The 24639-nt window shown below is 74.0% G+C and carries 20 protein-coding genes; 7 read left to right on the top strand and 13 right to left on the bottom strand.

The window, feature by feature from the left end; translation table 11 throughout:
* Positions 1 to 29: 29 nt before the first annotated feature.
* Positions 30 to 1532, bottom strand: coding sequence for a tRNA (N6-isopentenyl adenosine(37)-C2)-methylthiotransferase MiaB (gene miaB / locus ACGF13_RS36625; RefSeq protein WP_392883637.1), 1503 nt, complete (start codon positions 1530 to 1532; stop codon positions 30 to 32).
* A gap of 95 nt (positions 1533 to 1627) precedes the next feature.
* On the opposite strand from miaB, the gene ACGF13_RS36620 reads away from it, so the two are divergent.
* A complete protein-coding gene (locus tag ACGF13_RS36620) occupies positions 1628 to 2647 on the top strand; it encodes a TAXI family TRAP transporter solute-binding subunit (protein WP_392883635.1) in 1020 nt (339 codons plus the stop codon).
* Between the two features lie 87 nt (positions 2648 to 2734).
* Here the strand turns inward: ACGF13_RS36620 and ACGF13_RS36615 are convergent, their stop codons facing one another.
* Entirely contained in the window at positions 2735 to 4156 is a 1422-nt protein-coding gene (locus ACGF13_RS36615) for a sensor histidine kinase (protein WP_392883633.1), read from the bottom strand.
* A gap of 6 nt (positions 4157 to 4162) precedes the next feature.
* The gene (locus ACGF13_RS36610) at positions 4163 to 4921 is read right to left on the bottom strand and encodes a response regulator transcription factor (RefSeq protein ID WP_392883631.1); all 759 of its coding nucleotides are present in this window, start codon (positions 4919 to 4921) and stop codon (positions 4163 to 4165) included.
* Between the two features lie 392 nt (positions 4922 to 5313).
* On the opposite strand from ACGF13_RS36610, the gene ACGF13_RS36605 reads away from it, so the two are divergent.
* The 5 genes from ACGF13_RS36605 (at position 5314) to ACGF13_RS36585 (ending at position 10506) form a co-directional block, all read left to right on the top strand.
* Complete coding sequence (locus tag ACGF13_RS36605) at positions 5314 to 6087, top strand: amino acid ABC transporter ATP-binding protein (protein WP_392883629.1); 774 nt, start codon at positions 5314 to 5316, stop codon at positions 6085 to 6087.
* Between the two features lie 114 nt (positions 6088 to 6201).
* Positions 6202 to 7107, top strand: a complete 906-nt coding sequence (locus ACGF13_RS36600) for a glutamate ABC transporter substrate-binding protein (protein ID WP_392883628.1) — start codon at positions 6202 to 6204, stop codon at positions 7105 to 7107.
* Between the two features lie 53 nt (positions 7108 to 7160).
* Positions 7161 to 7811: an amino acid ABC transporter permease gene (locus ACGF13_RS36595; protein WP_392883626.1), complete on the top strand. Its 651-nt coding sequence runs from the start codon at positions 7161 to 7163 to the stop codon at positions 7809 to 7811.
* On the top strand, positions 7808 to 8656 hold the full coding sequence (locus tag ACGF13_RS36590; RefSeq protein ID WP_392883625.1) for an amino acid ABC transporter permease: 849 nt from the start codon (positions 7808 to 7810) through the stop codon (positions 8654 to 8656). Before ACGF13_RS36595 ends, ACGF13_RS36590 begins: the two co-directional genes overlap by 4 nt.
* 122 nt (positions 8657 to 8778) lie before the next feature.
* A complete protein-coding gene (locus ACGF13_RS36585; protein ID WP_392883624.1) occupies positions 8779 to 10506 on the top strand; it encodes an FAD-dependent monooxygenase in 1728 nt (575 codons plus the stop codon).
* Positions 10507 to 10515: 9 nt separating this feature from the next.
* Here the strand turns inward: ACGF13_RS36585 and rny are convergent, their stop codons facing one another.
* The 7 genes from rny to ACGF13_RS36550 form a co-directional block, all read right to left on the bottom strand.
* Complete coding sequence (gene rny, locus ACGF13_RS36580; protein ID WP_392883623.1) at positions 10516 to 11985, bottom strand: ribonuclease Y; 1470 nt, start codon at positions 11983 to 11985, stop codon at positions 10516 to 10518.
* A gap of 133 nt (positions 11986 to 12118) precedes the next feature.
* Positions 12119 to 13120 carry a recombination regulator RecX gene (recX, locus tag ACGF13_RS36575; RefSeq protein WP_392883621.1) on the bottom strand — a complete coding sequence of 334 codons (1002 nt, stop codon included), beginning with the start codon at positions 13118 to 13120 and terminating at the stop codon, positions 12119 to 12121.
* A 4-nt stretch (positions 13121 to 13124) separates the two neighbouring features.
* Positions 13125 to 14237, bottom strand: a complete 1113-nt coding sequence (gene recA / locus ACGF13_RS36570) for a recombinase RecA (RefSeq protein ID WP_392883620.1) — start codon at positions 14235 to 14237, stop codon at positions 13125 to 13127.
* A gap of 196 nt (positions 14238 to 14433) precedes the next feature.
* Positions 14434 to 15660, bottom strand: a complete 1227-nt coding sequence (locus ACGF13_RS36565; RefSeq protein ID WP_392883619.1) for an AI-2E family transporter — start codon at positions 15658 to 15660, stop codon at positions 14434 to 14436.
* Between the two features lie 37 nt (positions 15661 to 15697).
* Positions 15698 to 15892 (bottom strand): DUF3046 domain-containing protein, encoded by a 195-nt coding sequence (locus tag ACGF13_RS36560; protein WP_392883618.1) that lies wholly within the window; start codon positions 15890 to 15892, stop codon positions 15698 to 15700.
* Positions 15889 to 16479 carry a GNAT family N-acetyltransferase gene (locus tag ACGF13_RS36555; RefSeq protein ID WP_392883616.1) on the bottom strand — a complete coding sequence of 197 codons (591 nt, stop codon included), beginning with the start codon at positions 16477 to 16479 and terminating at the stop codon, positions 15889 to 15891. The genes ACGF13_RS36560 and ACGF13_RS36555 overlap by 4 nt, the downstream gene beginning before the upstream one ends.
* 63 nt (positions 16480 to 16542) lie before the next feature.
* Positions 16543 to 18078, bottom strand: coding sequence for a S8 family serine peptidase (locus tag ACGF13_RS36550; protein WP_392883615.1), 1536 nt, complete (start codon positions 18076 to 18078; stop codon positions 16543 to 16545).
* Between the two features lie 160 nt (positions 18079 to 18238).
* Between ACGF13_RS36550 and ACGF13_RS36545 the strand changes: the two genes are divergently transcribed.
* Entirely contained in the window at positions 18239 to 23029 is a 4791-nt protein-coding gene (locus ACGF13_RS36545; RefSeq protein ID WP_392883613.1) for a DEAD/DEAH box helicase, read from the top strand.
* 76 nt (positions 23030 to 23105) lie between these two features.
* Here ACGF13_RS36545 and ACGF13_RS36540 read toward each other — a convergent pair whose 3' ends face one another.
* From ACGF13_RS36540 to ACGF13_RS36530, 3 genes are all read right to left on the bottom strand, one after another.
* Positions 23106 to 23405, bottom strand: a complete 300-nt coding sequence (locus tag ACGF13_RS36540; RefSeq protein ID WP_392883611.1) for a hypothetical protein — start codon at positions 23403 to 23405, stop codon at positions 23106 to 23108.
* 55 nt (positions 23406 to 23460) lie between these two features.
* The gene (locus ACGF13_RS36535; protein WP_350739875.1) at positions 23461 to 23829 is read right to left on the bottom strand and encodes a helix-turn-helix transcriptional regulator; all 369 of its coding nucleotides are present in this window, start codon (positions 23827 to 23829) and stop codon (positions 23461 to 23463) included.
* A gap of 306 nt (positions 23830 to 24135) precedes the next feature.
* Complete coding sequence (locus ACGF13_RS36530; protein ID WP_392883609.1) at positions 24136 to 24624, bottom strand: CinA family protein; 489 nt, start codon at positions 24622 to 24624, stop codon at positions 24136 to 24138.
* Positions 24625 to 24639 lie beyond the last annotated feature (15 nt).

Raw genomic sequence — 24639 nt, 5'->3', positions numbered from 1 at the left:
CTCCGGCCGGGCCGTCAAGGACCGTGGCGTCAGTCGCCGCAGCAGGCCCCGCCCGTCGGCGCGGCGAGCGGCAGCTCGGCCGGGGCGCCGATCTTCGGCAGGCCCAGCATCACGCCGGCCGGCTTGGCGGCGGCCGCGGCCTGGCGCTTCTCCCAGGCGTCGCCGGCCCGGGTGCGGCGCACCGCGAGTGCCGGGCCCTCGGCGAGCAGGTGGTGCGGGGCGGCGTAGGTGATCTCGACGGTCACCATGTCGCCGGGGCGCACCGGCTCCTCCGGCTTGCCGAAGTGCACCAGCCGGTTGTCGGGCGCGCGCCCGGAGAGCCGCCGGGTCTGGTCGTCCTTCTTGCCCTCGCCCTCGGCGACCAGGATCTCCAGGGTGCGTCCGACCTGCTTCTTGTTCTCCTCCCAGGAGATCTCCTCCTGGAGGGCGATCAGCCGGTCGTAGCGGGCCTGCACGACCTCCTTCGGCACCTGGTCCTCCATCTCCGCGGCGGGGGTGCCGGGGCGCTTGGAGTACTGGAAGGTGAAGGCGTTGGTGAAGCGGGCCTCGCGGACGGCGTGCATCGTCTCCTCGAAGTCCTCCTCGGTCTCGCCGGGGAAGCCCACGATGATGTCGGTGGAGATCGCCGCGTCCGGCATCGCCTCGCGGACCTTGCGGATGATCCCGAGGAAACGCTCCTGCCGGTAGGAGCGGCGCATCGCCTTGAGGACGCGGTCCGATCCCGACTGCAGCGGCATGTGCAGCTGGTGCATCACGTTCGGGGTCTCGGCCATCGCGGCGATCACGTCGTCGGTGAAGTCGCGAGGGTGCGGCGAGGTGAAGCGGATCCGCTCCAGGCCGTCGATCTGGCCGGCGGCGCGCAGCAGCTTGGAGAAGGCCTCGCGGTCGCCCAGGTCGGAGCCGTAGGCGTTGACGTTCTGGCCGAGCAGGGTCACCTCGATGACGCCCTCGTCCACCAGCGCCTCGATCTCGGCGAGGACGTCGCCGGGGCGGCGGTCCTCCTCCTTGCCGCGCAGCGCGGGGACGATGCAGAAGGTGCAGGTGTTGTTGCAGCCGACCGAGATGGCGACCCAGGCGGCGTACGCGGACTCGCGGCGGGTCGGCAGCGTGGAGGGGAAGGTCTCCAGCGACTCCAGGATCTCGACCTGGGCCTTGCGCTCGACCGCGGCCCGCTCCAGCAGCGCCGGCAGGTGGCCGATGTTGTGGGTGCCGAAGACCACGTCGACCCAGGGGGCGCGCTTGACGATGGTCTCGCGGTCCTTCTGCGCCAGGCAGCCGCCGACGGCGATCTGCATGCCCATGTGGCGGGTCTTGACCGGCGCGAGCTGGCCGAGGTTGCCGTACAGCTTGTTGTCGGCGTTCTCGCGCACCGCGCAGGTGTTGAACACCACCAGGTCCGGGTCGCCCTCGGGCCCGGCCTTGACGTAGCCCGCGTCCTCCAGCAGGCCGGACAGCCGCTCGGAGTCGTGGACGTTCATCTGACAGCCGTGCGTGACGACCTTGTAGCTCTTCAATCCGCTCTCACCGCTCACCAGACCAGGGTACGGGCAGCGGCGAAGCGCTTTTCCCGGAGCTTCCACCCCCCGTTCCACTCCCGTTCGGCCGGAGCGCCTGGCAGTATCCCTGCATGGCCCCCACCACCCCGTCCCGTCTCGGCGCCGCCGTCCGCGCCGCGGCCCGCAGCCCGTTGTGGCGGACGGTGCTGGTGCTGGTACTGCTGGTGGCCGGGTTCGGCGGCTGGTGGCTGTCGGCGGGCCGCTCGCCCGGGTACCCGCGCGGCGAGGTCCGCTTCGCCACCGGGGTGCAGCGCGGCGTCTACGACCGGTACGGGCAGCTGCTCCAGGCGCACGTCTCCCGGGCGATGCCGGGCGTACGGCTGGCGCTGGACAACTCCGAGGGCTCGGTGGACAACCTCACCCGGGTGATCGACGGCCGGGACACCTTCGCGATAGCCACCGCCGACGCGGTCGCCGACTACCAGCGCCCCGGCAAGGAGAAGCTGCGGGCGATCGCCCGGCTGTACGACGACTACCTGCAGCTGATCGTCCCGGCCTCCTCGCCGGTGCGCCGCACCGCCGACCTCAAGGGCCTGCGGGTCGGCGTCGGCCTGCCGCAGTCCGGGGTGAACCTGGTGACCAAGCGGCTGCTGGCCACCGCGGGGCTGGACCCGGACCACGACATCGTCCCGGTGCCGAAGGGGATCGGCGAGGCCGCCGACGACCTGCGCGCGGGCAGGCTGGACGCCTTCTTCTGGTCCGGCGGCCTTCCCACCAGCGCGCTCACCGACCTCTCCGACCACTTCCCGATCCGGCTCGTGCCGCTGAGCGACCTCTCCGAGGCCCTGCACAACGCCGAGGGCGGCGGCACCGACGCCTACCGGGCGGCCACCATGCCCAAGGGCACCTACCCGAACGCCGAGCCCAAGGACGCCGTCGCCACGGTGGCCGTGCCCAACCTGCTGATCACCCGGGACGACGCGGACCCGGGCCTGGTCGAGGGCGTGACCCGCGCGGTGATCGACAGCCGGGACCAGATCGGCGCCCAGGTGCACGCCGCCCAGCTGGTCGACCTGCGCACCGCCGTCTACACCGACCCGCTCCCGCTGCACACCGGCGCGGCGCGCTACTACCGCTCGGTGAAGCCGTAGGGCCCGCCCACACGGCTCCGGCCCGCGCCTATCCGTCCTCGGCGGCTCCGGCCCGCGGCTGTCCGGCTGCGGCTACTCCGGCCGCGACTACCCGGGCCGCGGCACCGCCAGCGTCACCGCCAGCCCGGTCGGCGTGACCGGCGCGAAGCCGAGCGAGCCGCCGCCGGCCGCCAGCAGGGTGCGGGCGATGGACAGCCCGAGCCCCGACCCGTCCACGTTCTGGTGCCGCGGGCTGCGCCAGAACCGGTCCCCGGCCCGGGACAGCTCGTCCTCGGTGAGGCCGGGCCCGGCGTCGGTGACGGTCACCGCGACCTCGTCCCGGCGCACCGCGACCCGCAGCCGCACCTCGCTGCCGGCCGGGCTGAACTTGAGCGCGTTGTCCAGCACGGCGTCCAGGGCCGAGCCGAAGCCGATCGGATCGGCCATCCCGATCGCCCGCGCCGGGCCCTCCCAGCGCAGCCCGATCCCGCACTGCTCCGCCGTCGGCCGCCAGGCGTCCACCCGGGCCAGGGTGAGCTCGGCGAGGTCGGTGCGCTCCGGTTCGGGGCGGGCGTGCTCGGCGGTGGCCAGTCCGAGCAGGTCGTCCAGCACCCGGGCCAGCCGGGTGCCCTCCTCCCGTACGCCGCTGAGCTCCTCCTCGTGGCCCTCGGGCAGTTCCAGGCCGAGCAGCTCGACCCGCAGCAGCAGCGCCGACAGCGGGTTGCGCAGCTGGTGCGAGGCGTCCGCGACGAAGGCCTTCTGCTGGTCCATGGCGAGCACCACGTGGTCCGCCATCTCGTTGAACGAGCGGGCCAGCCGCTGGAGTTCGGGCGGTCCGCCGCCGGGGGCGACCCTGGCGGCCATCCGGCCGGTGGCGATGTCGTGGGTGGCCCGGTCCAGGGTGCGCACCGGGCGCAGCACCCACTCGGTGAGCCGGACGGCGAGCAGCACGGCGACGATCATCGCGGCGGCCTCGCCGCCGCCGATCACCAGCCACTGGTGCAGCACCCGGGTGCGCAGCGCCTCGGTCGGGGACTCGCTCAGCACCACCGCGACCACGTCGCCGTCGCGCACCACCGGGGCGGCGACGGTGATCGTCCGGTCCGGCGTCCAGGGCCAGACCTGCGGCGGGTTGTGGCTGCGCCGCCCGTCCAGCGCCTCCTGGAAGGCCTGGGCGCCCCAGCCGCCGGCGGGCACCCGCCAGTCCTTCGGGGCGGCGGCGATCGGCTGGCCGTCGCGCTGGAAGATGCCCAGGCGCACGCCGTACAGGTCGTGGTAGCGGCGGACCTCGGCCTCGATGGCGCGCTTGCGGCTGAGGTCGCCCGGGGCGGGTTCCGGGTCGCCCTTGCGGGCGGAGTCGGCGGCGCCGGAGGTGGGCAGGTCCTGGGCGAGGCGGGCGGCGTCGTCGAGCCGGTCGACGACCACCTTGGTCTGCTCGGCCGCCGCGACCGCCGCCGCGAGCGGCAGCCCCAGGGCGGCCAGGACGCAGAGCATGAGGGCGATCAGGATGCCGAGCAGGCGGGTGCGCACGTGCGGTCAGTGCTCCGCGGGTGCGGGCGGGGCGGGTTCGGTCGCGGAGGCCGTCGGACGGTCGGGGATCAGCCGGTAGCCGACCCCGCGCACGGCCTCGACCAGGCCGGGCAGCGCCAGCTTGTTGCGCAGCGAGCCGATGTGCACCTCCAGGGTGCGCCCGTTGCCCTCCCAGCCGCTGCGCCAGACCTCGCTGAAGATCTGCTCGCGCCGGTAGACCACGCCCGGGCTCTGGGCGAGCAGGGCGAGCAGGTCGAACTCCTTGCGGGTGAGCGGCACGTCGCGGCCGTCCACGCTGACCCGCCGGCGCTCCCGGTCGATCCGGATGCCGCGGGACTCCAGCGGGCCGCGCTGCTGGGGCACGGTGTCGGGCGTGGGCGCCGGCACCGCGGCGGGGGCGGCGCCGCGGCGGGCCACGGCGTGGATGCGGGCGAGCAGTTCGCCCATGTCGTACGGCTTGGTGACGTAGTCGTCGGCGCCCAGGTTGAGGCCGTGGATCCGGGAGCGGACGTCGGCGCGGGCGGTGACCATGATCACCGGAACGCCGCTGCCGGCCCTGATCCGGCTGCACACCTCGAAGCCGTCGCGGTCGGGCAGCCCGAGGTCGAGCAGCACCACGCGGTACGGCTCGTTGCCGTCCGGTACCAGGGCGTCCAGCGCCTCGTGCCCGCTGCGGGCGTGCCGGACCTGGAAGCCGTGCCGGCCCAGCACCGCGACCAGCGCGGCGGCCACGCGTTCGTCGTCCTCGACGAGCAGCAGTCGCATCCTGTTCTCCTCCTTCCCCCACGTGATCACCCGTGATCACCGGGCCGATCGTTCGGGTCCCGGTCCTGCGCAGTATGGGCCAGTGAACGGCCCGACGCCAGGCTCGACCGCGCACCGGGCTCGTGCGGAACGGGGAGCACCGGAACGGATTCCCGCTGTGACATGCCCCGTCGGCGCCCGCGCGAACAGCAGGTGGGCGCCGTGTGGCCGTTTCGTGATCCTCAAGTTCCGCTCAGATCGGCTGACGGCGCGCGGCCGTGGCTTCTAAGGTCGGCCCACCGGGGGCTGCGGCTCCGCCGGCCGCGGCCCCCGGATTTCGTACCACCATTGCCTCCCAAGGGAGTTGAGACTTCTCGGGCAGGCGTGATTCGACGACAGAGGGAGCAGGCGCGATGACCGAGAGCCCGGTCGAGGACTCCACCCCCGCAGCCGCCCCACTGGTCGTGCTGAGCAACGTCAACAAGCACTACGGCGCGCTGCACGTGCTGCAGGACATCGATCTGCAGATCGGCCAGGGCGAGGTGGTCGTGCTGATCGGCCCGTCCGGCTCGGGCAAGTCGACGCTCTGCCGGACGATCAACCGGCTGGAGACGATCGACTCCGGCACGATCACCATCGACGGCCGCCCGCTGCCGGCCGAGGGCAGGGAACTGGCCCGGCTGCGCGCCGAGGTCGGGATGGTGTTCCAGAGCTTCAACCTGTTCGCGCACAAGACCGTGCTGGAGAACGTGGTCATCGGCCAGGTGAAGGTGCGCAAGGTGCCCCGCCCGCAGGCCGAGAAGACCGCCCGGGAGCTGCTGCAGCGGGTCGGCGTCGGCGCGCAGGCGGACAAGTACCCGGCCCAGCTCTCCGGCGGCCAGCAGCAGCGCGTGGCGATCGCCCGGGCACTGGCGATGAAGCCCAAGGTGATGCTCTTCGACGAGCCCACCTCGGCGCTGGACCCGGAGATGGTCAACGAGGTGCTGGAGGTCATGCGCCAGCTGGCCGCGGACGGCATGACGATGGTCGTGGTCACCCACGAGATGGGCTTCGCCCGCTCCGCCGCCAACCGCGTGCTGTTCATGGCCGACGGCAGGATCGTCGAGCAGAACACCCCGGACGCCTTCTTCACCGCGCCGCGCTCCGACCGCGCCAAGGACTTCCTCTCGAAGATCCTCCACCACTGACGCTTCGAGACCAGCGGGGCCACCTCCGGCATCGGCGCCGGAGGCCCTGCCCCGTGCCCGCCTTCCAGACGCCAGAGCCCGGTTGACACCGCGGCCCACCCCCAGGAGAACCTCATGAGGACTTCCCGCACCCTCGCCGTCGCGCTCTGTGCCGTCGCGCTCACCGCCACCGCCGCCTGCGGCAAGGACGGCAAGCCCGGCGCCACCGCCGCGAGCAGCGGCGCCGGCGCCCCGGCGCTGCCGAGCTACACCGTCAAGACCGACGTCAAGGTCGACTCCGCGATCCTCGCCGAGGCCAAGAAGCGCGGCCAGCTGATCATCGGCGCCAAGGCCGACCAGCCGAACCTCGGCTGGGAGGACGTGGCCAGCGGCGACCGCAGCGGCTTCGACATCGAGATCGCCAAGATGATCGCCGCCGACCTCGGCTTCACCCCGCAGCAGATCAAGTGGCAGACCCTGGTCTCCTCGCAGCGCGAGCCGGCCATCGCCAAGGGCCAGATCGACTTCTACGTCGGCACCTACAGCATCAACGACGAGCGCAAGAAGAGCGTCTCCTTCGCCGGCCCGTACTACATCGCCGGCCAGGACCTGCTGGTGAAGGCCGACAACACCTCGATCACCGGCCCGGAGAGCACCGGCGGCAAGAACGTCTGCACCGCCACCGGCTCGACCTCGATCAAGAACATCCAGCAGTACAACCCGAAGGTCACCCAGTTCGACACCTACTCGGCCTGCGTCGAGAAGCTGATGTCCGGCGAGGTCGACGCGGTCACCACCGACGACGCGATCCTCAAGGGCTACGCCTCCAAGTACGCCCCCAAGCTCAAGGTGGTCGGCAAGCCGTTCACCAAGGAGAACTACGGCGTCGGCCTCAACAAGGACGACAAGGCCCTGCGCGACGCGATCAGCGACGCCCTCAAGGCCCACGAGGACAACGGCGACTGGAAGAAGGCCTACGACGCCACCCTGGGCGCCTCCGGCTCCCCGGCGCCCGAGGTCCCGGCCCTCGAGCGCTACTGATCCGCCCGCCGTACGTCGGTTTCCCGACCATGAGTTGAGAGGAGGGCCGCCGGATGGGGTTCCTGTTCGAGGACGACAACTTCGCGTTGTTCCGCGACGGCTTCCTACAGACGATCGAGGTGAGCGCGCTCAGCGCGCTGCTCGCCCTGCTGCTGGGCACCCTGCTGGCGGCCTTCCGGGTCTCCCCGGTGCCGGTCCTGCGCGCCTTCGGCACCACCTGGGTGACGCTCTTCCGCAACACCCCGCTGACCCTGCTGTTCTTCGCCGTCACCTTCGGGCTGCCGCCGCTGGGCGTGCACTTCAGCCACCTGGCGTTCGCGGTGCTGGCGCTCGGCGGGTACACCGCCTCGTTCGTCTGCGAGGTGATCCGCTCCGGCATCAACACCGTGCCGCTCGGCCAGGCGGAGGCCGCCCGCAGCCTCGGCATGGGCTTCGGCCAGACCCTCACCCTGGTCGTCCTGCCGCAGGCCGCCCGGACCGTCCTGGGCCCGATGAGCAGCGTGTTCATCGCCCTGCCGAGGAACTCGGCGATCGCCGGCGCGTTCAGCGTCCCCGAGCTGTACAGCGCCCAGCAGACCTTCTCCGAGCGCGGCTACTCGATCTTCGCCATCTTCTTCTGGGTGGCCTGCGCCTACCTGCTGATCAGCGCGACGATCGCCACGCTCTTCCGCTTCCTGGAATCCCGACTGGCGGTGGCCCGATGAGTATTTTCCAGCGGCAAGCTTCCGCCAGCGTCCTCTACGACACCCCCGGCCCGAAGGCCCGCACCCGCAACCGCGCGCTCGGCGTCCTCGCGGTGCTCGCCATCGCGGGACTCCTCTGGTACGTCTTCGGCGCGCTGAACGACAACGGCCAGTTCGACCCCGGACTCTGGGACGCCTTCCAGTACACCTACGTCCAGCAGCAGATCGTGGACGGCCTGCTGTCCACCCTGGAGGCCTTCGGGCTGGCCGCGGCGTTCTCGCTCACCCTGGGCGCCCTGCTGGCGGCCGGTCAGCTCTCCGACCACCGGCCGGTCCGCTGGGTCTGCACGGCCTTCACCCAGTTCTTCCGGGCGATGCCGCTGCTGATCCTGATCGTCGGGCTCTACTACGCCTTCTTCGCCCAGCAGCCGATGTGGGCGCTGGTGCTCGGCCTCACCCTCTACAACGGGGCGGTCCAGGCCGAGATCATCCGCAGCGGCGTCAACGCCGTCCCGCGCGGCCAGGGCGAGGCGGCGTACGGGCTCGGCATGCGCAAGACCCAGGTGATGACGTCGATCCTGGTGCCGCAGGCCGTCCGCTCGATGCTGCCCTCGATGATCGGCCAGCTGGTCGTCACCCTCAAGGACACCTCGCTCGGCTTCATCATCACCTACCACGAGCTGCTGTTCGTCGGAAAGGCCCTCGCCAGCCAGCCGATCAACGCCGCGGGCTTCCCCTACATCCCCGTAGTGCTCGTGATCGGCCCGATCTACATCGCGATGTGCCTGCTGTTGACCGCGCTCGCACGCTGGATCGAAGCACGCGGCCGTCGCGGCGCGAACCGGCGCACTTCGGCTTCTGCTTGACGGACACGCAGGTGAACTGTTGCATTGCTCTTCGTGACACCTCCCGGGAGCATCCACACGGCATATGCGGCAGCGGTAACTGACGCCGGCCGATCGGCCGGTTCGTGCCCGGAGGTTCCCTCATGGACCCGGTGATCGTGGTCGGGGCCGGACCGGTCGGTCTGGCCCTGGCCCTCGCCCTGGCCCGGCACGAGGTGCCCACCATCGTCCTGGACGAGGGCTCCGGGCTCTGCCCCGAAGGCCCCCGCAGCCTCGTGCTCGGCGCCGACACCGCCGCCTTCCTGACCCGGATCGGCTACCCGCGGGCCGTCTCGGACTCCGCGCTGTGGGACTCCTTCGCCGTCTGGCGCCGCCGCCAGGAGGTGCTGCGGATCGACCTCACCGACTCGCCCACCTTCCACCTGCCCCAGCACCGCCTCCAGCGCGGGCTGCGCGACGCCCTGAGCGGCACCCCGCTGATCCGGCTGGTCCCGCTCAACCGGGTCGTCGAACTCGAACAGGACCGGGACGGCGTCAGCATCCGCACCACGGGCACCCAGGACGGCTCCACGACCTGGTGGCGCGGCAGCCACCTGGTCGGCTGCGACGGCGCGAGGTCCAGCGTCCGCAAGCTCCTGAAGATCCGTTTCCCCGGCCGCCCGGCGGTCGACCGCAACGCCATCGCCACCGTCCGGGTCGACCTGCCCTTCGACGGCGCCCGGCTGCACCGCGAGCCCCCGTGGCGCGGCGACCGCGAGGCCTCCGCCCGCCCGCTGCCGGACGGCGTCTGGCGGCTCGACTGGCGGCTGCCCCCCGGCCGCCCCGCCGCCACCGAGACGGTGGACCCGCACGCCACCTGGCCCGGCATCGTCACCGGCGACACCCTGCTCAACCGGGTCACCTCCACCCTCACCGGCTGGTGCGGCGAGCTGCCCCGCTTCGAGCTGCTGGCCGCCGCCGACCACACCGCCCAGCAGCGGCTCGCCGCCCGCTTCCGGGTCGGCCGCTGCTTCCTGGCCGGCGACGCCGCCCACCTGCACGGCGCGCTCGGCATGCAGAACCTCGTGGACGGGCTGCGCGACGCCGACAACCTCGCCTGGCGGCTCGCCCTCGCCTGGCACCTCCACTCCGGCGGCCCACAGCCCGGCGGCGCCCTGCTGGACGGCTACGAGGCCGAGCGGCGCGGGGCGGTCGGCGCCCGGCTGCGCGCGGTCGACCAGTCCATGCCGCTGCTGCGCCCGCTGCGCGGCTGGCAGCAGACCCGGCGCTCACTGCTGGTCGGCGGCTTCCGCAAGCACGCCCCGCTGCTCGCCGACGGCCCGCTCGGCACCGGCCGGTTCGGCGGCGCGCCCGCCTACCCGGCGGCGCCCTCCGGCGTCCCCGGCCGGGTCCCGGCGCAGCGCGGCACGCGCGGCACCACCTCGCTCAGCGAGCTGCTGCCCGCCACCGCCCCCGGCGTGCTCGTCCCGGACCTGCCGGTGCTCGCCGACGACGGCACCCCCGACCACCTGCACGCCCGGCTCGGCACCGCCTTCCTGCTGCTGCTGGTCGCCCCCGGCACCGCCGTCTGGTCCTCCGAGCACTGGCTCGGCGCCGGCCTGATGCCCCGCCTCGCCGAGGTCGCCGCCGCGCTGCCCGTCCCCGCCGAGGTGCTGGTCACCGAGGACTACCCGGGCGCCGGCCCGCACACCGTCCTGCTGATCCGCCCGGACGGCCACCTGGTCGGCGTCACCCAGGGCGCCGTCGCCGAGGACCTCCTCGCCCTCGCCGACCGCGCCCGAGGCGGCCCGGCCACCCTCACTCCGGCCCCCGACCCGTCCGACCGGCCCGCGGCCCGGCAGGTGGACTCCCCGAGCCAGGGCGTCTCCTAGGAAGGCCGCCTAGCCGGCCACCGCCGTGGCCCGGCTCTCGCGGACCACCGTCACCCGGATCCGGCCCGGATAGGTCAGCTCGGTGGAGACCTGGCGGGCGACCTCGCGGGCGATCAGTTCCGCGCCGAGGTCGTCCACCGCGTCCGGACGGACCATCACCCGCACCTCCCGGCCGGCCTGCATCGCGTACACCTCGGCGACGCCCTCGTGCGAGCGCGCGATCTCCTCCAGCCGCGCCAGCCGCCGGACGTACAGCTCCAGCGACTCCTTGCGCGCGCCCGGCCGGCCGCCCGAGCAGCCGTCCGCGGCCTGGGTCAGCACGGCCGTCACGGTGCGCGGGTCGACCTCGTTGTGGTGGGCGGCGATCGCGTGCACGACCTCGGGGGACTCGTCGTACCGCCGGGCGAGCTCCGCGCCGATCGCGGCGTGGCTGCCCTCGGACTCGTGGGTGAGCGCCTTGCCGATGTCGTGCAGCAGCGCCGCGCGCCGCACCGGCTCCGGGTCCACCCCGAGTTCGGCGGCCATCATCCCGGCCAGGTGCGCGGACTCCAGCAGGTGCCCGAGCACGTTCTGCCCGTACGACGCCCGGTAGCGCAACGAGCCCAGGGTGCGGACGAGTTCGGGGTGCATCCCGCTGATCCTGGCCTCCAGCAGGGCGTCCTCGCCGGCCCGGACGCAGCGCTGTCCGACCTCCTCGCGGCTGCGCTCGTGCAGGTGCTCGATCCTGCTCGGGTGGATCCGGCCGTCCTCGACCAGTTGCTCCAGGGTGAGCCGGGCGGTCTCCCGGCGGACCGGGTCGAAGCAGGACAGCTGCACCGACGCGGGGGTGTCGTCGACGATCAGGTTCACGCCGGTGACCGCCTCGAAGGCACGGATGTTGCGGCCCTCACGGCCGATGATCCGGCCCTTGATGTCCTCGTTCGGCAGCCGCAGGACGGTGACGACGCTCTCCGCGGTCTGCTCCGTCGCCAGCCGCTGGACCGCCCCGGCGACGATGTCCCGGGCCCGGCGCTCGCCCTCCTCCCTGGCCTCGCGCTCGATCTCCCGGACGGTGACGGCGGCCTCCCGCCGGGCCGATTCCGTGGCCTCCCGCAGGAGTTCGGCGCGGGCCTGCTCGGCGGAGAGCCCTGCGGCCCGCTCCAGCGCCGTCACCCGCCGGGTGACCAGCGCCTCGGCCGCGTCCCGGGAGCGCTCCAACTCGGCCGAGCGCTCCGCCAGTTCGTCCTCCCGGCGGCGCAGCCTGCGCAGTTCCTCGGCCAGGTCCTCCTCGCGGCGGGCGAGTTCGGCCCGCTGCCCGGCGATCTGCTCCTCGGCCCACCGGCGGGCCCGCTCGGCCTCGGCCAGCGCACCGCTCCGGGCCGCCCGGAGCCGTCTGACCGCCAGCCCGGCGGCCACCGCGAGCGCCAGCAGGAGCAGCGCGGCCGATCCGGCGACCGACACCAGCGAGCCACTCGGGCCGGTGCCCGCCGAGATCCCCATTGCCGCCCACTCCCCCGTCGCCGCACGGGGTGCCGTCCACAGGCCCCCCTGGCACTGAAGGCGAGGCTAGGTGGGGGTCACGAAACGGTCAAGAGTTGACCTGGTTCACTCCAAGACGCCTACAGAACTGCCACTAGTCCCGACCCGACGGTTCACTCTGTTCCTCTTCCAGCGCGCCGCGCACCACCCGGAACGCCAGCCCCTCGGAGTAGCCGCGGCGGGCCAGCATCCCCACCAGCCGCCGGGTGCGCACCTGCGGGTCCAGCCCCCGGGTGGACCGCAGCTTGCGCTCGACCAGCGCCCTGGCCGCGTCCGTCTCGTCGTCGTGGTCGAGCTGGGAGACGGCCTGCTCGACCAGGTCGGCGGCGACGCCCTTGGTGCGCAGCTCCTGGGCCAGTGCCCGCCGGGACAGGCCCCGGACGGCGTGCCGGGATTCCACCCAGGCCGCGGCGAAGGCCGCGTCGTCGATCAGCCCGACCTCTTCGAGCCGGGTGAGCACCTCGTCGGCGACCTCCTCCGGGATCTCCCGCTTGCGCAGGGCGTCGGCGAGCTGCTTGCGGGTCTTGGCGGCGCCGGTCAGCAGCCGCAGGCAGATGTCCCGGGCGCGGCTCTCCGGATCGGCCGACTCCTCGGCCTGCTTCCGGGAGGCGCGGCCGGCGTCCTCCTCCCCGGCGCGCCCGGTGGCGCCACGGCCCCGGCGCCCGCCACGACGGGAGGCCGAGGCGGCCGCACCCTCGCGATCGGCCGCCTCGGCCCCGCCGCGGCCGCTCGCCACGGCCGTCGGTGTCGAAGCGGCCCCCCCGACCGCTTCGGATTCCTCGGCCGCGAGGGCCGAGCGCCGTCGGCGACGGCCGGTGGGCAGCTCGGAGGCGGAGAGCAGGCCGAGCGCCTCGACCGAGGCCTCCGCCGGCTCCGGCCCGGACGCCGCGCCGCGCACCGCCCGGGTCGGAGCCCGGTCGAGCTCGGGCTCGGGGCCGGATGCCCACTGCGCGGTGGACCGCCGGCCGCGCCGGGGGCGCGCTCCCCGGGGTGCCTCGGCCACCGGCTCTGGCTCCTCCGCGACCGCGGCGAACCAGTCCGGCGGCCCGTAGTCGTCGTCCTCCGGGCCGCCGCCCACCCTGTCGTGCTGCGTCAACGGCTCAGGCCTTGGCCGCCGCCGTCTTCTTCGCCGCGGCCGTCTTGGTGGCGGTCGCGGTGATCGGCTTGGCGGCACCGTCGACGGCGGCCTCGGCCCCGGCCTCGGCCGGCTCCTCCACCTTCGGGCCGATGCCGAGCTTGCCCTTGATCTTCCGCTCGATCTCGTCGGCGAGCTGCGGGTTGTCCCGCAGGAAGTTGCGGGCGTTCTCCTTGCCCTGGCCGAGCTGGTCGCCCTCGTAGGTGTACCAGGCGCCCGACTTGCGGATGAAGCCGTGCTCCACGCCCATGTCGATCAGACCGCCCTCGCGGCTGATGCCCACGCCGTAGAGGATGTCGAACTCGGCCTGCTTGAACGGCGCGGCGACCTTGTTCTTGACCACCTTGACGCGGGTGCGGTTGCCGACCGCCTCGGTGCCGTCCTTCAGGGTCTCGATCCGGCGGATGTCGAGGCGGACCGAGGCGTAGAACTTCAGCGCGCGGCCACCGGTCGTGGTCTCCGGCGAACCGAACATCACGCCGATCTTCTCGCGCAGCTGGTTGATGAAGATCGCGGTGGTGTTCGACTGGTTCAGCGCACCGGCGATCTTGCGCAGCGCCTGGCTCATCAGTCGGGCCTGCAGACCGACGTGCGAGTCGCCCATCTCGCCCTCGATCTCGGCGCGCGGGACGAGCGCCGCGACCGAGTCGATGATCACCAGGTCGATCGCGCCGGAGCGGATCAGCATGTCGGTGATCTCCAGCGCCTGCTCACCGGTGTCCGGCTGGCTGACCAGCAGGGCGTCGGTGTCCACGCCGAGCTTCTTGGCGTACTCGGGGTCGAGCGCGTGCTCCGCGTCGACGAACGCGACCGTGCCGCCGGCCTTCTGGGCATTGGCGGCCAGGTGCAGGGTCAGAGTGGTCTTACCGGAGGACTCGGGGCCGTAGATCTCGATCACTCGGCCGCGCGGGATGCCGCCGACCCCGAGGGCGACGTCCAGGGCGGTGGACCCGGTGGAGATCACCTCGACCGGCTCGTTGGCCTTCTCGCCGAGGCGCATCACCGAGCCCTTGCCGAACTGCCGCTCGATCTGGGCGAGAGCGGTCTCCAGGGCCTTCTCGCGGTCCGTACCTGCCATGGCTTTTTCCCTCGGGTTCTGTGCTGTGCGCTTCATCGTCCTCGACGCTAGCGCGTCCCACTGACAAACGAGCCCGATCGGACCGGGCCTGTGGAAAACTCCACGCCGGAGAGTACAAAGAACATCTGTTCGATTCAAGCGTCGCACGTCCGGCCCACACCGCCCCCGGGGACACCCCGGGGACGGCGCCTCCGAATCACTCCCCGCGCCTCGCCCCGTCGCCGGCGACCATCCGGCGCAGCCGCCGGGCCGCCTCCCGGCGCAGCTCCCGCCGGACCCTGCGCTGCTCGCCCCGGTCGATCCGCGGGTCGGTGGCCACCTCGTACCGTCGGACGTACGTCCCCACGAAGCCCTGGAGCGTCGCCGCCGCCGGGATCGCGATCACCGCGCCCACCGCGCCGAGCAGTGCCGCCCCCGCGATCACCGAGCCGAAGGCCAGCGCCGGGTGCACGTCCACCGTCCGCGCGGTGATCCGCGGCTGCAGCAGGTAGTTCTCGATCTGCTGGTAGACCACCACGAAGCCGAGCACCCAGAGCGCGTCCACCGGATCCACCGTCAGCGCCACCAGCACCGGCAGCGCCCCGGCCAGATAGGTCCCGATGGTCGGCACGAACTGCGACATGACGCCCACCCAGACCGCCAGCGCCGCCGCGTACGGCAGGCCGAGAAGTTCGAACATCACCCAGTGCCCGACGGAGGACACCACCGCGAGCAGCGCCCGGGAGTACAGGTAGCCGCCGGTCTTGGCGAGCGCGATCTCCCAGGCGCGCAGCACCTCGGCCTGCTTCGCGGGCGGCAGCATCGAGCAGACCGTCCGGCGCACCCGCGGCCCCTCGGCGGTGAAGTAGAAGGTGAACAGCCCGACCGTGAAGGCCTGGAAGAGCCCGCCGATCAGGGTGGAGGAGACGCCCCAGACGTTGTCGGCGGCCTGCTGGACGTAGCTCTCGATGGCCCCGGAGTCCTTGAGCAATCGATTCTGCAGCTCACCCAGCGAGAGCTCCTGATGGAAGGTCCGGTTGATCCACCCGATCAGACTGTCGACCAGGTGCGGCAGGTCCCCGGCGATCTTCGCCACCTGGTCGACCAGCAGCGTGCCGAGCGCGGCGAGGAACCCCACCACCGCCACCCCGACCGCCACGAACACCAGGAAGGTCCCGACGCCCCGGCGCACCCCCCGCGCCGCCATCCGGTCCACGGCCGGCTCCAGCGCCAACGACAGGAAGAACGACACCAGCAGCATCACGAACAGGTCGATCAGCTGCCGGAACGCCCAGTCGGCGAGCTGGAACAGCCCCACCAGCACCAGGAACAGCACCATCGCCCGCGGCAGCCAGCGCGGCATCCCGCCGCCCCACAGTCCCCCACCCGCCGGGGCGCCGTCGGCGTCCCGGTCCGAATTCTTCTGTTCCGCGCTATTTGTCACCCGGACAGTCTGTCCCATGCCCCCCGGAGGCCGGCACTCAGCGCAGCACCCCGGAGACGCCCTGGGTGTCGCAGACCACCCGCCAGACGTCCTTGGCCTCCCAGCCCGCGTCCAGCGCCTGCCGCACCGTCCGCCCGCCCAGCTCGCTCATCACGTGGTCGGTCGCGAACGACTCCGCGTACGTCTCCCCGAAGTGCGCGTACATCCGTCGCCAGAACTCCGTCAGCCTCATGCCCCAAGTATCCCGGACCGGGCCCGCCACTCCTCGGCCGTCACCGCGTACTCGACCTCACCGTGCTCGCTCCCGGGGATCATCTCCGGGTAGTCCTCGTGGAACGTGCGGACGAACGACAGCCCGCTCTTCTCCATCACCCGCCGCGAGCCCGCGTTCACCGTCATCGTGTACGCCACCACCCGCTCCACCCCCAGCTCCGCGAACCCGCGCCGGACCAGCGCCCGCGCGCCCTCCGTCGCGTACCCGCGCCCCCACGCGGCCCGCCGCAACCGGTAGCCGAGTTCGACCTCGCCCCGCTCCCCCTCGCGCGTCGGCCGGAACTCGAACCACCCCAGGAACGCGCCGTCCGTCCGGTCCTCGGCCGCCCACCACCCGAGGTCGCCGTAGCGCCGGTAGTGCTCCAGGAACAGCGGCAGCACCTTGCCCTCGAGCCACTCCCGCGCGCTCGGCTTCCCCCCGGTCAGGAAGCGCATGACCTCCGGATCGCCGTCCAACTCCACCAGCCGGTCCACGTCCGCCGTCGTGAAGCGTCGCAACACCAACCGCTCGGTCGCCAGGAACACGGCCCCATCCGAATCGCCCATGCCCCGATCCTCACCCCCGCCCCACCACCCCGTCACCTGCTTTTCCACCGGCGCCCACCCCGGTCAACGGGGCAACACCACCAGCCCCGCCCCGAAGTACTGCCGCTCCCCGCACCCCGGAGCCGCCACCGGACACCCCGCCACCGCTCCCCTCGCCAGCAGCCCCGCCAGCTCGTCCGCCCCCAGCTCCGGATGCGACGCCGCCACCACCGCCACCGCCCCGGTCACATGGGCGGCCGCCATCGAGGTCCCCGCCAGCGCCGCGTACTGCCCCTCCGGCCAGTCGGAGACGATCGCCCCCTGCGGCCCGCCGTCCGGATCGCCCCCCGGCGCGGCCAGCGAGACCCGCCCGCGCCCGTAGTTGGAGTACGCCGCCGGGTGCCCGTCCCGGTTGACCGCGGTGACGGTCACCACCCCGGGCAGCTCGCCGGGCAGCCGTACGCACTCGGTGCCCAGGTGGCGGACGAGCGCAGGCCCCGACAGCCGGTCGTTGGGGCTCCGGTCGTCGGTCCGCGAGGCACCGAGGTCCTGCCCGTCGTTGCCCGCCGAGGCGACCACCACCGCGCCCTTGCGCCGGGCGTACCCCGCGGCCCGCCCGACGGCCGTGGTCAGCGCGGCCTGGTCCCGGTCCTCGGGGCAGTTGTACTTCCACGGGTCGGCGAAGTAGCTGTTGTTGATCGCCCTGGCCCCGTGGTCGGCGGCCCAGAGCATGCCGCAGACGATGTTCTCCGCGTAGTACTGGCCGAGCGGCCCGAGCAGCCGGACGGCGGCGATCCGCACCCCCGGAGCGACCCCGGTGACCCCGTGGCCGTCCCTGACGGCCCCGACGATCCCGGCGACGTGGGTGCCGTGGCCGCTCTCGACCGCCCCGGCTTCGGGCCGCCAGGCGCCGGTGCGGCCGTCGGGCCGGCCGTCCGCGCAGGAGGCGGAGGCCTTCGGATCGACGGCGGCGCGCAGGTCCGGGTGGGTGTCGTCGACCCCGGAGTCCAGCACCGCGACCAGCACCTTGCGCAGCGCGTCGGGGCTCGGCACCCCACCACCGGACACCGCCGAGGCGTCCCCCGTCCGGGCGGCGGTGCCCCCGACCATGGCGATGTTCCAGGCGTCCCCCTCCCCCGGATCGGGCACCGTCCGGGTCCCCGCGTCCGCCCGGTCGCCGCCCCGTCTCCCGCCGGGCCCCGCGCCCGCGCGCGCCCCCGCCGCCGTCGCCGCCGTGAAGCCCCCCGCCCCCGCCACCGCCCGCGGCGGCGCGACCACCGGCGCGGTCCTGGTCGCCCCGGCGGCGGCGATCCCGGGCCGGGCCCGCACCCGGTCGGCGAACGGCCCGGTCGCGTACACCAGCACGGCCCCGATCTGCGGGTACTCCTGGACCACCTGCCCGCCCGCCGCCCGGCTCTCCGCCCCGGCCCGGGCCGCACCGGCGGCGTCCTCGCCCTCGGCCAGCACCAGGTAGCTGAGGTACGCCCGCCCCGGCCCGGACACGTACGGAACGGCGCCCCCCACCACGAGCGCGGTGAGCAGCATCGCGAGCAGCGCCCGGGCGGGCCCGCGGACCCGGCGGCGCCGGGCGGTCCCGCCCGACGAGTGCGCCTGCACCATCGCACGGTCTCCGCTCGTCGGTCCGGTCGGTCACGGTTGGATCAAGCATCCGATTCCTCACCATATGAGCGGATCATCACTTTCGCTCCCCGGCTTGCACCCCTCTCGTCCCCGTCCCGCCGCACCCCCGCATGTCAGTCCCACCCGGCACCATGGGGGCATGGCGCCCCAGCACCCGACCCCGTCCACCCCCGACCCCCTGGCCGGCTTCGCCCCGGCCACCCGGGCCTGGTTCACCGGTGCCTTCTCCGCCCCCACCAGCGCCCAGGCCGAGGCCTGGCAGGCCATCCAGCGGGAGACGGACGTCCTGGTCGTCGCCCCCACCGGCTCCGGCAAGACGCTGGCCGCCTTCCTCTCCGCCCTCGACCGCCTCAGCAACACCCCTCCCCCCGCCGAGCCCAGGCACCGCTGCCGGGTCCTCTACGTCTCCCCGCTCAAGGCCCTCGCGGTGGACGTCGAACGGAACCTGCGCGCCCCCCTGGCCGGCCTGCGCCAGGCCGCCGTCCGGCTCGGCCTGCCCGAGCCCGAGGTCCAGGTCGCCATCCGCTCCGGCGACACCCCGGCCGCCGACCGCCGCCGCTTCGCCACCCACCCGCCGGACATCCTGATCACCACCCCCGAGTCGCTGTTCCTGCTGCTCACCTCCGCCTCCCGGGAGGCCCTGCGCGGAGTGGACACCGTGATCCTGGACGAGGTGCACGCCGTCGCCGGCACCAAGCGCGGCGCGCACCTCGCCCTCAGCCTGGAGCGGCTGGACGAACTGCTGGACCGCCCGGCCCGCCGGATCGGCCTGTCCGCGACGGTCCGCCCGGTCGAGGAGGTGGCCCGCTTCCTCAGCCCCCGGCGCGGCGCCACCGTGGTCCAGCCCGCCGCCACCAAGGAGTTCGACCTCTCGGTGGTCGTCCCCGTCCCCGACCTGGACGACCTGCCCGCCGCCCCGGCCACCGGCGGCAACCCCGGCACCGCCGCCGGCGGCGACCCGCAGCGACAAGCCTCCATCTGGCCGCACGTCGAGGAGCGGATCGTCGACCTGGTCGAGTCGCACCGCTCGACCATCGTGTTCGCCAACTCCCGCCGGCTGGCCGAGCGGCTGTGCAACCGGCTGAACGAGATCGCCCACGAGCGCGCCACCGGCACCGCGATCCCCGGGGCGCACGCCCCGGCCGAGCTGATGGGCGGCTCGGGCGCGGCCGGGGGCGCGCCCCCGGTCATCGCCCGAGCCCACCACGGCTCCGTGTCCAAGGAGCAGCGGTCGCTCGTCGAGGAGGAGTTGAAGGCCGGCCGGCTGCCCGCCGTGGTCGCCACCTCCAGCCTGGAGCTGGGCATCGACATGGGCGCCGTCGAGCTGGTCGTCCAGGTCGAGTCCCCGCCCTCGGTCGCCTCCGGCCTGCAGCGGGTCGGCCGGGCCGGCCACCAGGTCGGCGCCGTCTCCACCGGCGTCTTCTTCCCCAAGTACCGGGGGGACCTCGTGCAGTCCGCCGTGGTCACCGAACGGATGCGGGCCGGCCGGATCGAGGCGCTGCGCATCCCGCGCAACCCGCTGGACGTGCTCGCCCAGCAGTTGGTCGCGATGACGGCCCTGGACGCCTGGCCGGTGGACGACCTGCTCGCCGTGGTCCGTCGGGCCGCCCCCTTCGCGTCCCTCCCGCAGTCCGCCTTCGACGCCGTGCTCGACATGCTGGCGGGCCGCTACCCCTCGGACGCCTTCGCCGAGTTGCGCCCCCGCCTGGTCTGGGACCGGGTGGCCGGGACGGTGACCGGCCGCCCCGGCGCCCAGCGCCTGGCCGTCACCTCCGGCGGCACCATCCCCGACCGCGGCCTGTTCGGCGTCTTCATCGCCGGAACCACTGCATCCGATTCGAAAACGGGGAAGAAGGGCGGCGGCCGCGTCGGAGAGCTCGACGAGGAGATGGTCTACGAGTCCCGCGTCGGCGACGTGTTCACCCTCGGCACCACCTCCTGGCGGATCGAGGAGATCACCCACGACAAGGTGCTGGTCGCCCCCGCCCCCGGCGTCCCCGGCCGGCTCCCGTTCTGGAAGGGCGACGCCCTCGGCCGTCCGCTCGAACTCGGCCGCGCCCTCGGCGCCTTCACCCGCGAACTGGGCACCCTGCGGCCCGAGGCCGCCACCGAGCGCCTCAGACAGGCCGGCCTGGACGACTGGGCCGCCGCCAACCTGCTGGACTACCTGGCCGAACAGCGCGCCGCCTGCGGCCACCTCCCGGACGACCGCACCATCGTGGTCGAGCGCTTCCGGGACGAACTCGGCGACTGGCGGATCGTCATCCACTCCCCCTTCGGCGCCCAGGTGCACGCCCCCTGGGCGCTCGCCCTCGGTGCCCGGCTGCGTGAGAAGCACGGCCTGGACCCCCAGGTCATGCACGCCGACGACGGCATCGTGCTCCGCCTGCCCGACGCCGACCTGCTGGCCCTCGACTTCGACTTCGCCGGCCCCGCGGAGCCGTCGAGCCGGTTCGGCGGTCCCTCGGACGAGTCGGGCCGGGACGAGGCCCCGGTCGGCGCCGACGCCGCCCTGTTCGACCCCGGCGAGATCGAGCAGCTGGTCACCGACCAGGTCGGCGGCTCCGCCCTGTTCGCCTCCCGCTTCCGGGAGTGCGCCGGCCGCGCCCTGCTGCTCCCCCGCCGCAGCCCCGGCCGCCGCACCCCGCTCTGGCAGCAGCGCCAGCGCGCCGCCCAGCTGCTCGAAGTCGCCTCCGAGTACGGCTCGTTCCCGATCGTCCTGGAGGCCGTCCGGGAGTGCCTTCAGGACGTCTTCGACGTGCCCGGCCTGGTCGAGCTGATGGGCGATCTGGAGTCCCGCGCCGTCCGCCTGGTCGAGGTCACCACCCCGGAGCCCTCGCCCTTCGCCCGCTCGCTGCTGTTCGGCTACGTCGCCCAGTTCCTCTACGAGGGGGACTCCCCGCTCGCCGAGCGCCGCGCCGCCGCCCTCTCGCTCGACTCCCGGCTGCTGTCCGAACTCCTCGGCCAGGCCGAGCTGAGCGAACTGCTCGACCCCCAGGTGCTCATCGAGCTGGAGGCCGAGCTCCAGCGCCTCACCCCCGAACGCCGGATCAGGGACGCCGAGGGCGTCGCCGACGCCCTGCGCCTGCTCGGCCCGCTCTCCGAGGCCGAGTTGACCCTCCGCGGCGCCGAGCCGCTCTGGGCCCTGGAGCTGGAGGCGGCCCGCCGGGTGATCCAGGTCCGGATCGCCGGCGAGCAGCGCTGGGCCGCGATCGAGGACGCCGGACGGCTGCGCGACGCGCTGGGCACCCCGCTGCCGGTCGGCGTCCCGGAGGCCTTCACCGAGCCGGTCAAGGACCCACTGAGCGATCTGATCGCCCGCCACGCCCGCACCCACGGCCCGTTCACCGCCGCCGAGGCCGCCGCCCGCTACGGCCTCGGCACCGCCGTGGTCACCGGCACCCTGCACCGCCTGACCGCCGCCGGCCGCCTGGTCCAGGGCCAGTTCCTCCCACCCGCCGCCCGCCAGCACCCATCGCCGGAAGCGCTTCGCGCTGCCCCTCTTGAGCACACCGCCCCCGAGTGGTGCGACGCCGAGGTCCTGCGCCGGCTGCGCCGCCGCTCGCTGGCCGCTCTGCGCCAGGAGGTCGAACCGGTCCCGCCGCGCGCCCTGGCCGCCTTCCTGCCGCAGTGGCAGCACCTGGCCGGCCACCGGCTGCGCGGCCCGGACGGCCTGCTGCGCGTGGTCGAACAGCTCCAGGGCACCGCCCTGCCCGCCTCCGCGCTGGAGAAGCTGATCCTCCCGGCCCGGCTCACCGACTACGCGCCCGGGCTGCTGGACGAGTTGATGGCGGCCGGCGAGGTCGGCTGGTGCGGGGCCGGCGCCCTGCCCGGCAAGGACGGCTGGCTCAGCCTGCACCTCGCCGAGAACGCCCACCTGCTGCGCCCCGAGCCCGTGCCGCCCACGCTCACCCCGGTGCACAGCGCCCTGATGTCCGCGCTGGCCGGCGGCTACGGCCTGTTCTTCCGCCAACTCGTCCAGCAGCTCCCGGAGGAGACCGCCGAGCCGGAGGTCGTCGAGGCGCTCTGGGACCTCGTCTGGGCGGGCTACGTCACCAACGACACCCTCGCCCCGCTGCGCGCCCTGCTGGGTTCGGGCCGGACGGCGGGCGCCACCGCCCACCGGGCGCCCCGGTCCACCCCGCGCGGCCGCTACGGCGGTGCCGGCCGTGCCTTCGGCCGGGTCGGCGGCGCCCTGCGCAGCGGCCCGCCGACGGTGGCCGGGCGCTGGTCGCTGCTGCCCGCCTTCGCCGCCGACCCGACGGTCCGGGCCACCGCCCAGGCACAGAACCTGCTGGACCGGCACGGCCTGCTCACCCGGGGCACGGTGGCGGCCGAACGGGTGCCCGGCGGCTTCGCCGGGGTCTACCGGGTGCTCGCCGCGATGGAGGAGCGCGGCCGGGCCCGCCGGGGGTACTTCGTCGAGGGCCTGGGCGGCGCCCAGTTCGCCATGGAGGGCGCGGCCGACCGGCTGCGCTCGGTGAACGGCCGGCTGGAGCGGACCCGGGCCGCCGAGTGGCCGGCCGCCCCGGCCGGCGAGCCGCCGCAGACGCTGGTGCTGGCCGCCGCCGATCCGGCCAACGCCTACGGCGCCGCCCTGCCCTGGCCCGAACCGCCCACCGCCCCCGGCGGCAGGGAGTCCACGGCCCACCGCCCGGGCCGCAAGGCGGGCGCCCTGGTGGTCCTGGTGGACGGCGAGCTGGCGCTGTACGTCGAGCGCGGCGGGAAGTCCCTGCTGGCCTGGCCCGAGGACGAGGCCACCCGGGCGTTGGCGGCCGGGGCGCTCGCGGCCGCCGTCCGGGAGGGCGCCCTGGGCAGCGTCACGGTCGAGCGGACCAACGGCGAGCCCGCCCTGGGTTCGGCCCTCGGCCGCGCCCTGGAGGAGGCCGGCTTCCACGCCACCCCACGTGGCCTGCGGCTGCGCCCCTGAACCGACGAAGCAGCGGGGCACGGAAAAGGCCGGGGGCCGCGGGGTCGAGAACCCCGCGGCCCCCGGCCACGTCGAATCACCCGATCGGCGGCGGCTGCGCCTCCACCGGTCCCACCGGCTCCGCGCGCGGGCGCCGGGACGGTCCGGTCGCGTTCCAGTCGGCGTGAACCGGGATGAGACCGAGCCCCCAGCCGCCGGCCGCGAGCAGCCCCAGCACCGCACCGTCGGTCAGCTGCCCCCGGACCACCAGGAGCCACCAGGCGAGCCCGGCCACCGAGACCGTCAGCACCCACCGCACCGGACGCCGTCCCCGGAGGAACAGCGGCGCCCGGGCCCGTATTCGGGCCGTCGGGCGCGTCTGCGTGTCTGTTCGCACGACCGCCCTCCCTTCGCTCGCCCCGGGCAGGGGCGCCCGGGAGTCGAGGCCGGGATCAGGCGGCGACCACGTCCATCGCGGCGGCCTTGGGCGAGAGGTTCGCCCGGTCGGTGCCGGGGGCGGGCAGCGGAACCGGTTCGAGTACCGGCCTCAGCAGATCACCTTCGGAGAGGGTGGCCATCGCCGCAAGTTCGGCGAGCGACAGTTCGTCGCTGACCTCGCGCATGACCTCGGACATCCGGACGTCGAGCGCGTCGCAGATGGCGGAGAGCAGCTCCGAGGAGGCCTCCTTCTGTCCCCGCTCGACCTCGGAGAGGTACCCGAGCGAAACCCTGGCGGCCGCCGACACCTCGCGGAGTGTGCGGCCCTGGCGCTGGCGCTGCCGACGCAGTACATCGCCCAGTAGGCGACGGAGCAGGATCATCGGTGCCTCCCTCCTCGGACTGCGGATCGAGATGTCACGACCCCACCGTACCGCCTTGCCCGCTTCGCGTGCGGGGACCCTGGTCGTGTTCACTCTGGGCTGCAAGGCCGTCCCCCTCCTTGTTCCGGTGTCGCATCCGGGTTCGCGGGTCCGTCGTGGTACCCGTCGCGACCCGCCCCGCCACCGTCATGCAACTCGTTCGCCACCTGGTTTCTGCCCAACCAGGGTGTTGGATGTAACACGATCCTCCAGCTGTCCCGTACCCGCGCGCCGGACCGGCGGGTCCCGCTCCGGTGGAGCCCTCCCCTAGGGCTCCTGGCGTGCGAAGCGATCGACCAGCAGCTCCAGCGCGGCGGTCACCGCCCCGTGACGGATTGTGGCACGACCGCCCGACAGCAGGGGCGAACTGACCAGAGTTCCCCCCGGGCCGGCGACCGCCAGGTGTACGGTGCCGACCGGCTGCCCGTCCTGCGGGTCGGGCCCGGCCACCCCGGTCGTCGCGAGCCCGTACGTCGCGCCCAGCAGCCCGCGCACGCCCTCTGCCATCTGCCGGGCCACCACCGGGTGGACCGGCCCGTACACGTCCAGCAGGCCCTCGTCCACCCCGAGCACCGAGGCCTTCAGCTCGGTCGCGTACGCGGTGACCGAGCCCCGGAAGGTCGCGGACGCCCCGGGGACGTCCACCAGCGCCGCGGCCAGCAGACCCCCGGTCAGCGACTCGGCGACGGCCAGCGTGCCGCCCTCGGCGCGCAGCGCGGCGTGCGCCCGCTCGGCCAGCCGGAAGTCCCGCTCCACCGCGTCCCGCTCCGC

The organism is Kitasatospora sp. NPDC048286, assembly GCF_043201735.1.
Lineage (GTDB): Bacteria > Actinomycetota > Actinomycetes > Streptomycetales > Streptomycetaceae > Kitasatospora.
The sequence above is the reverse complement of the archived record's forward strand: the minus strand, read 5'-3'. Positions and strand labels throughout refer to the sequence as shown.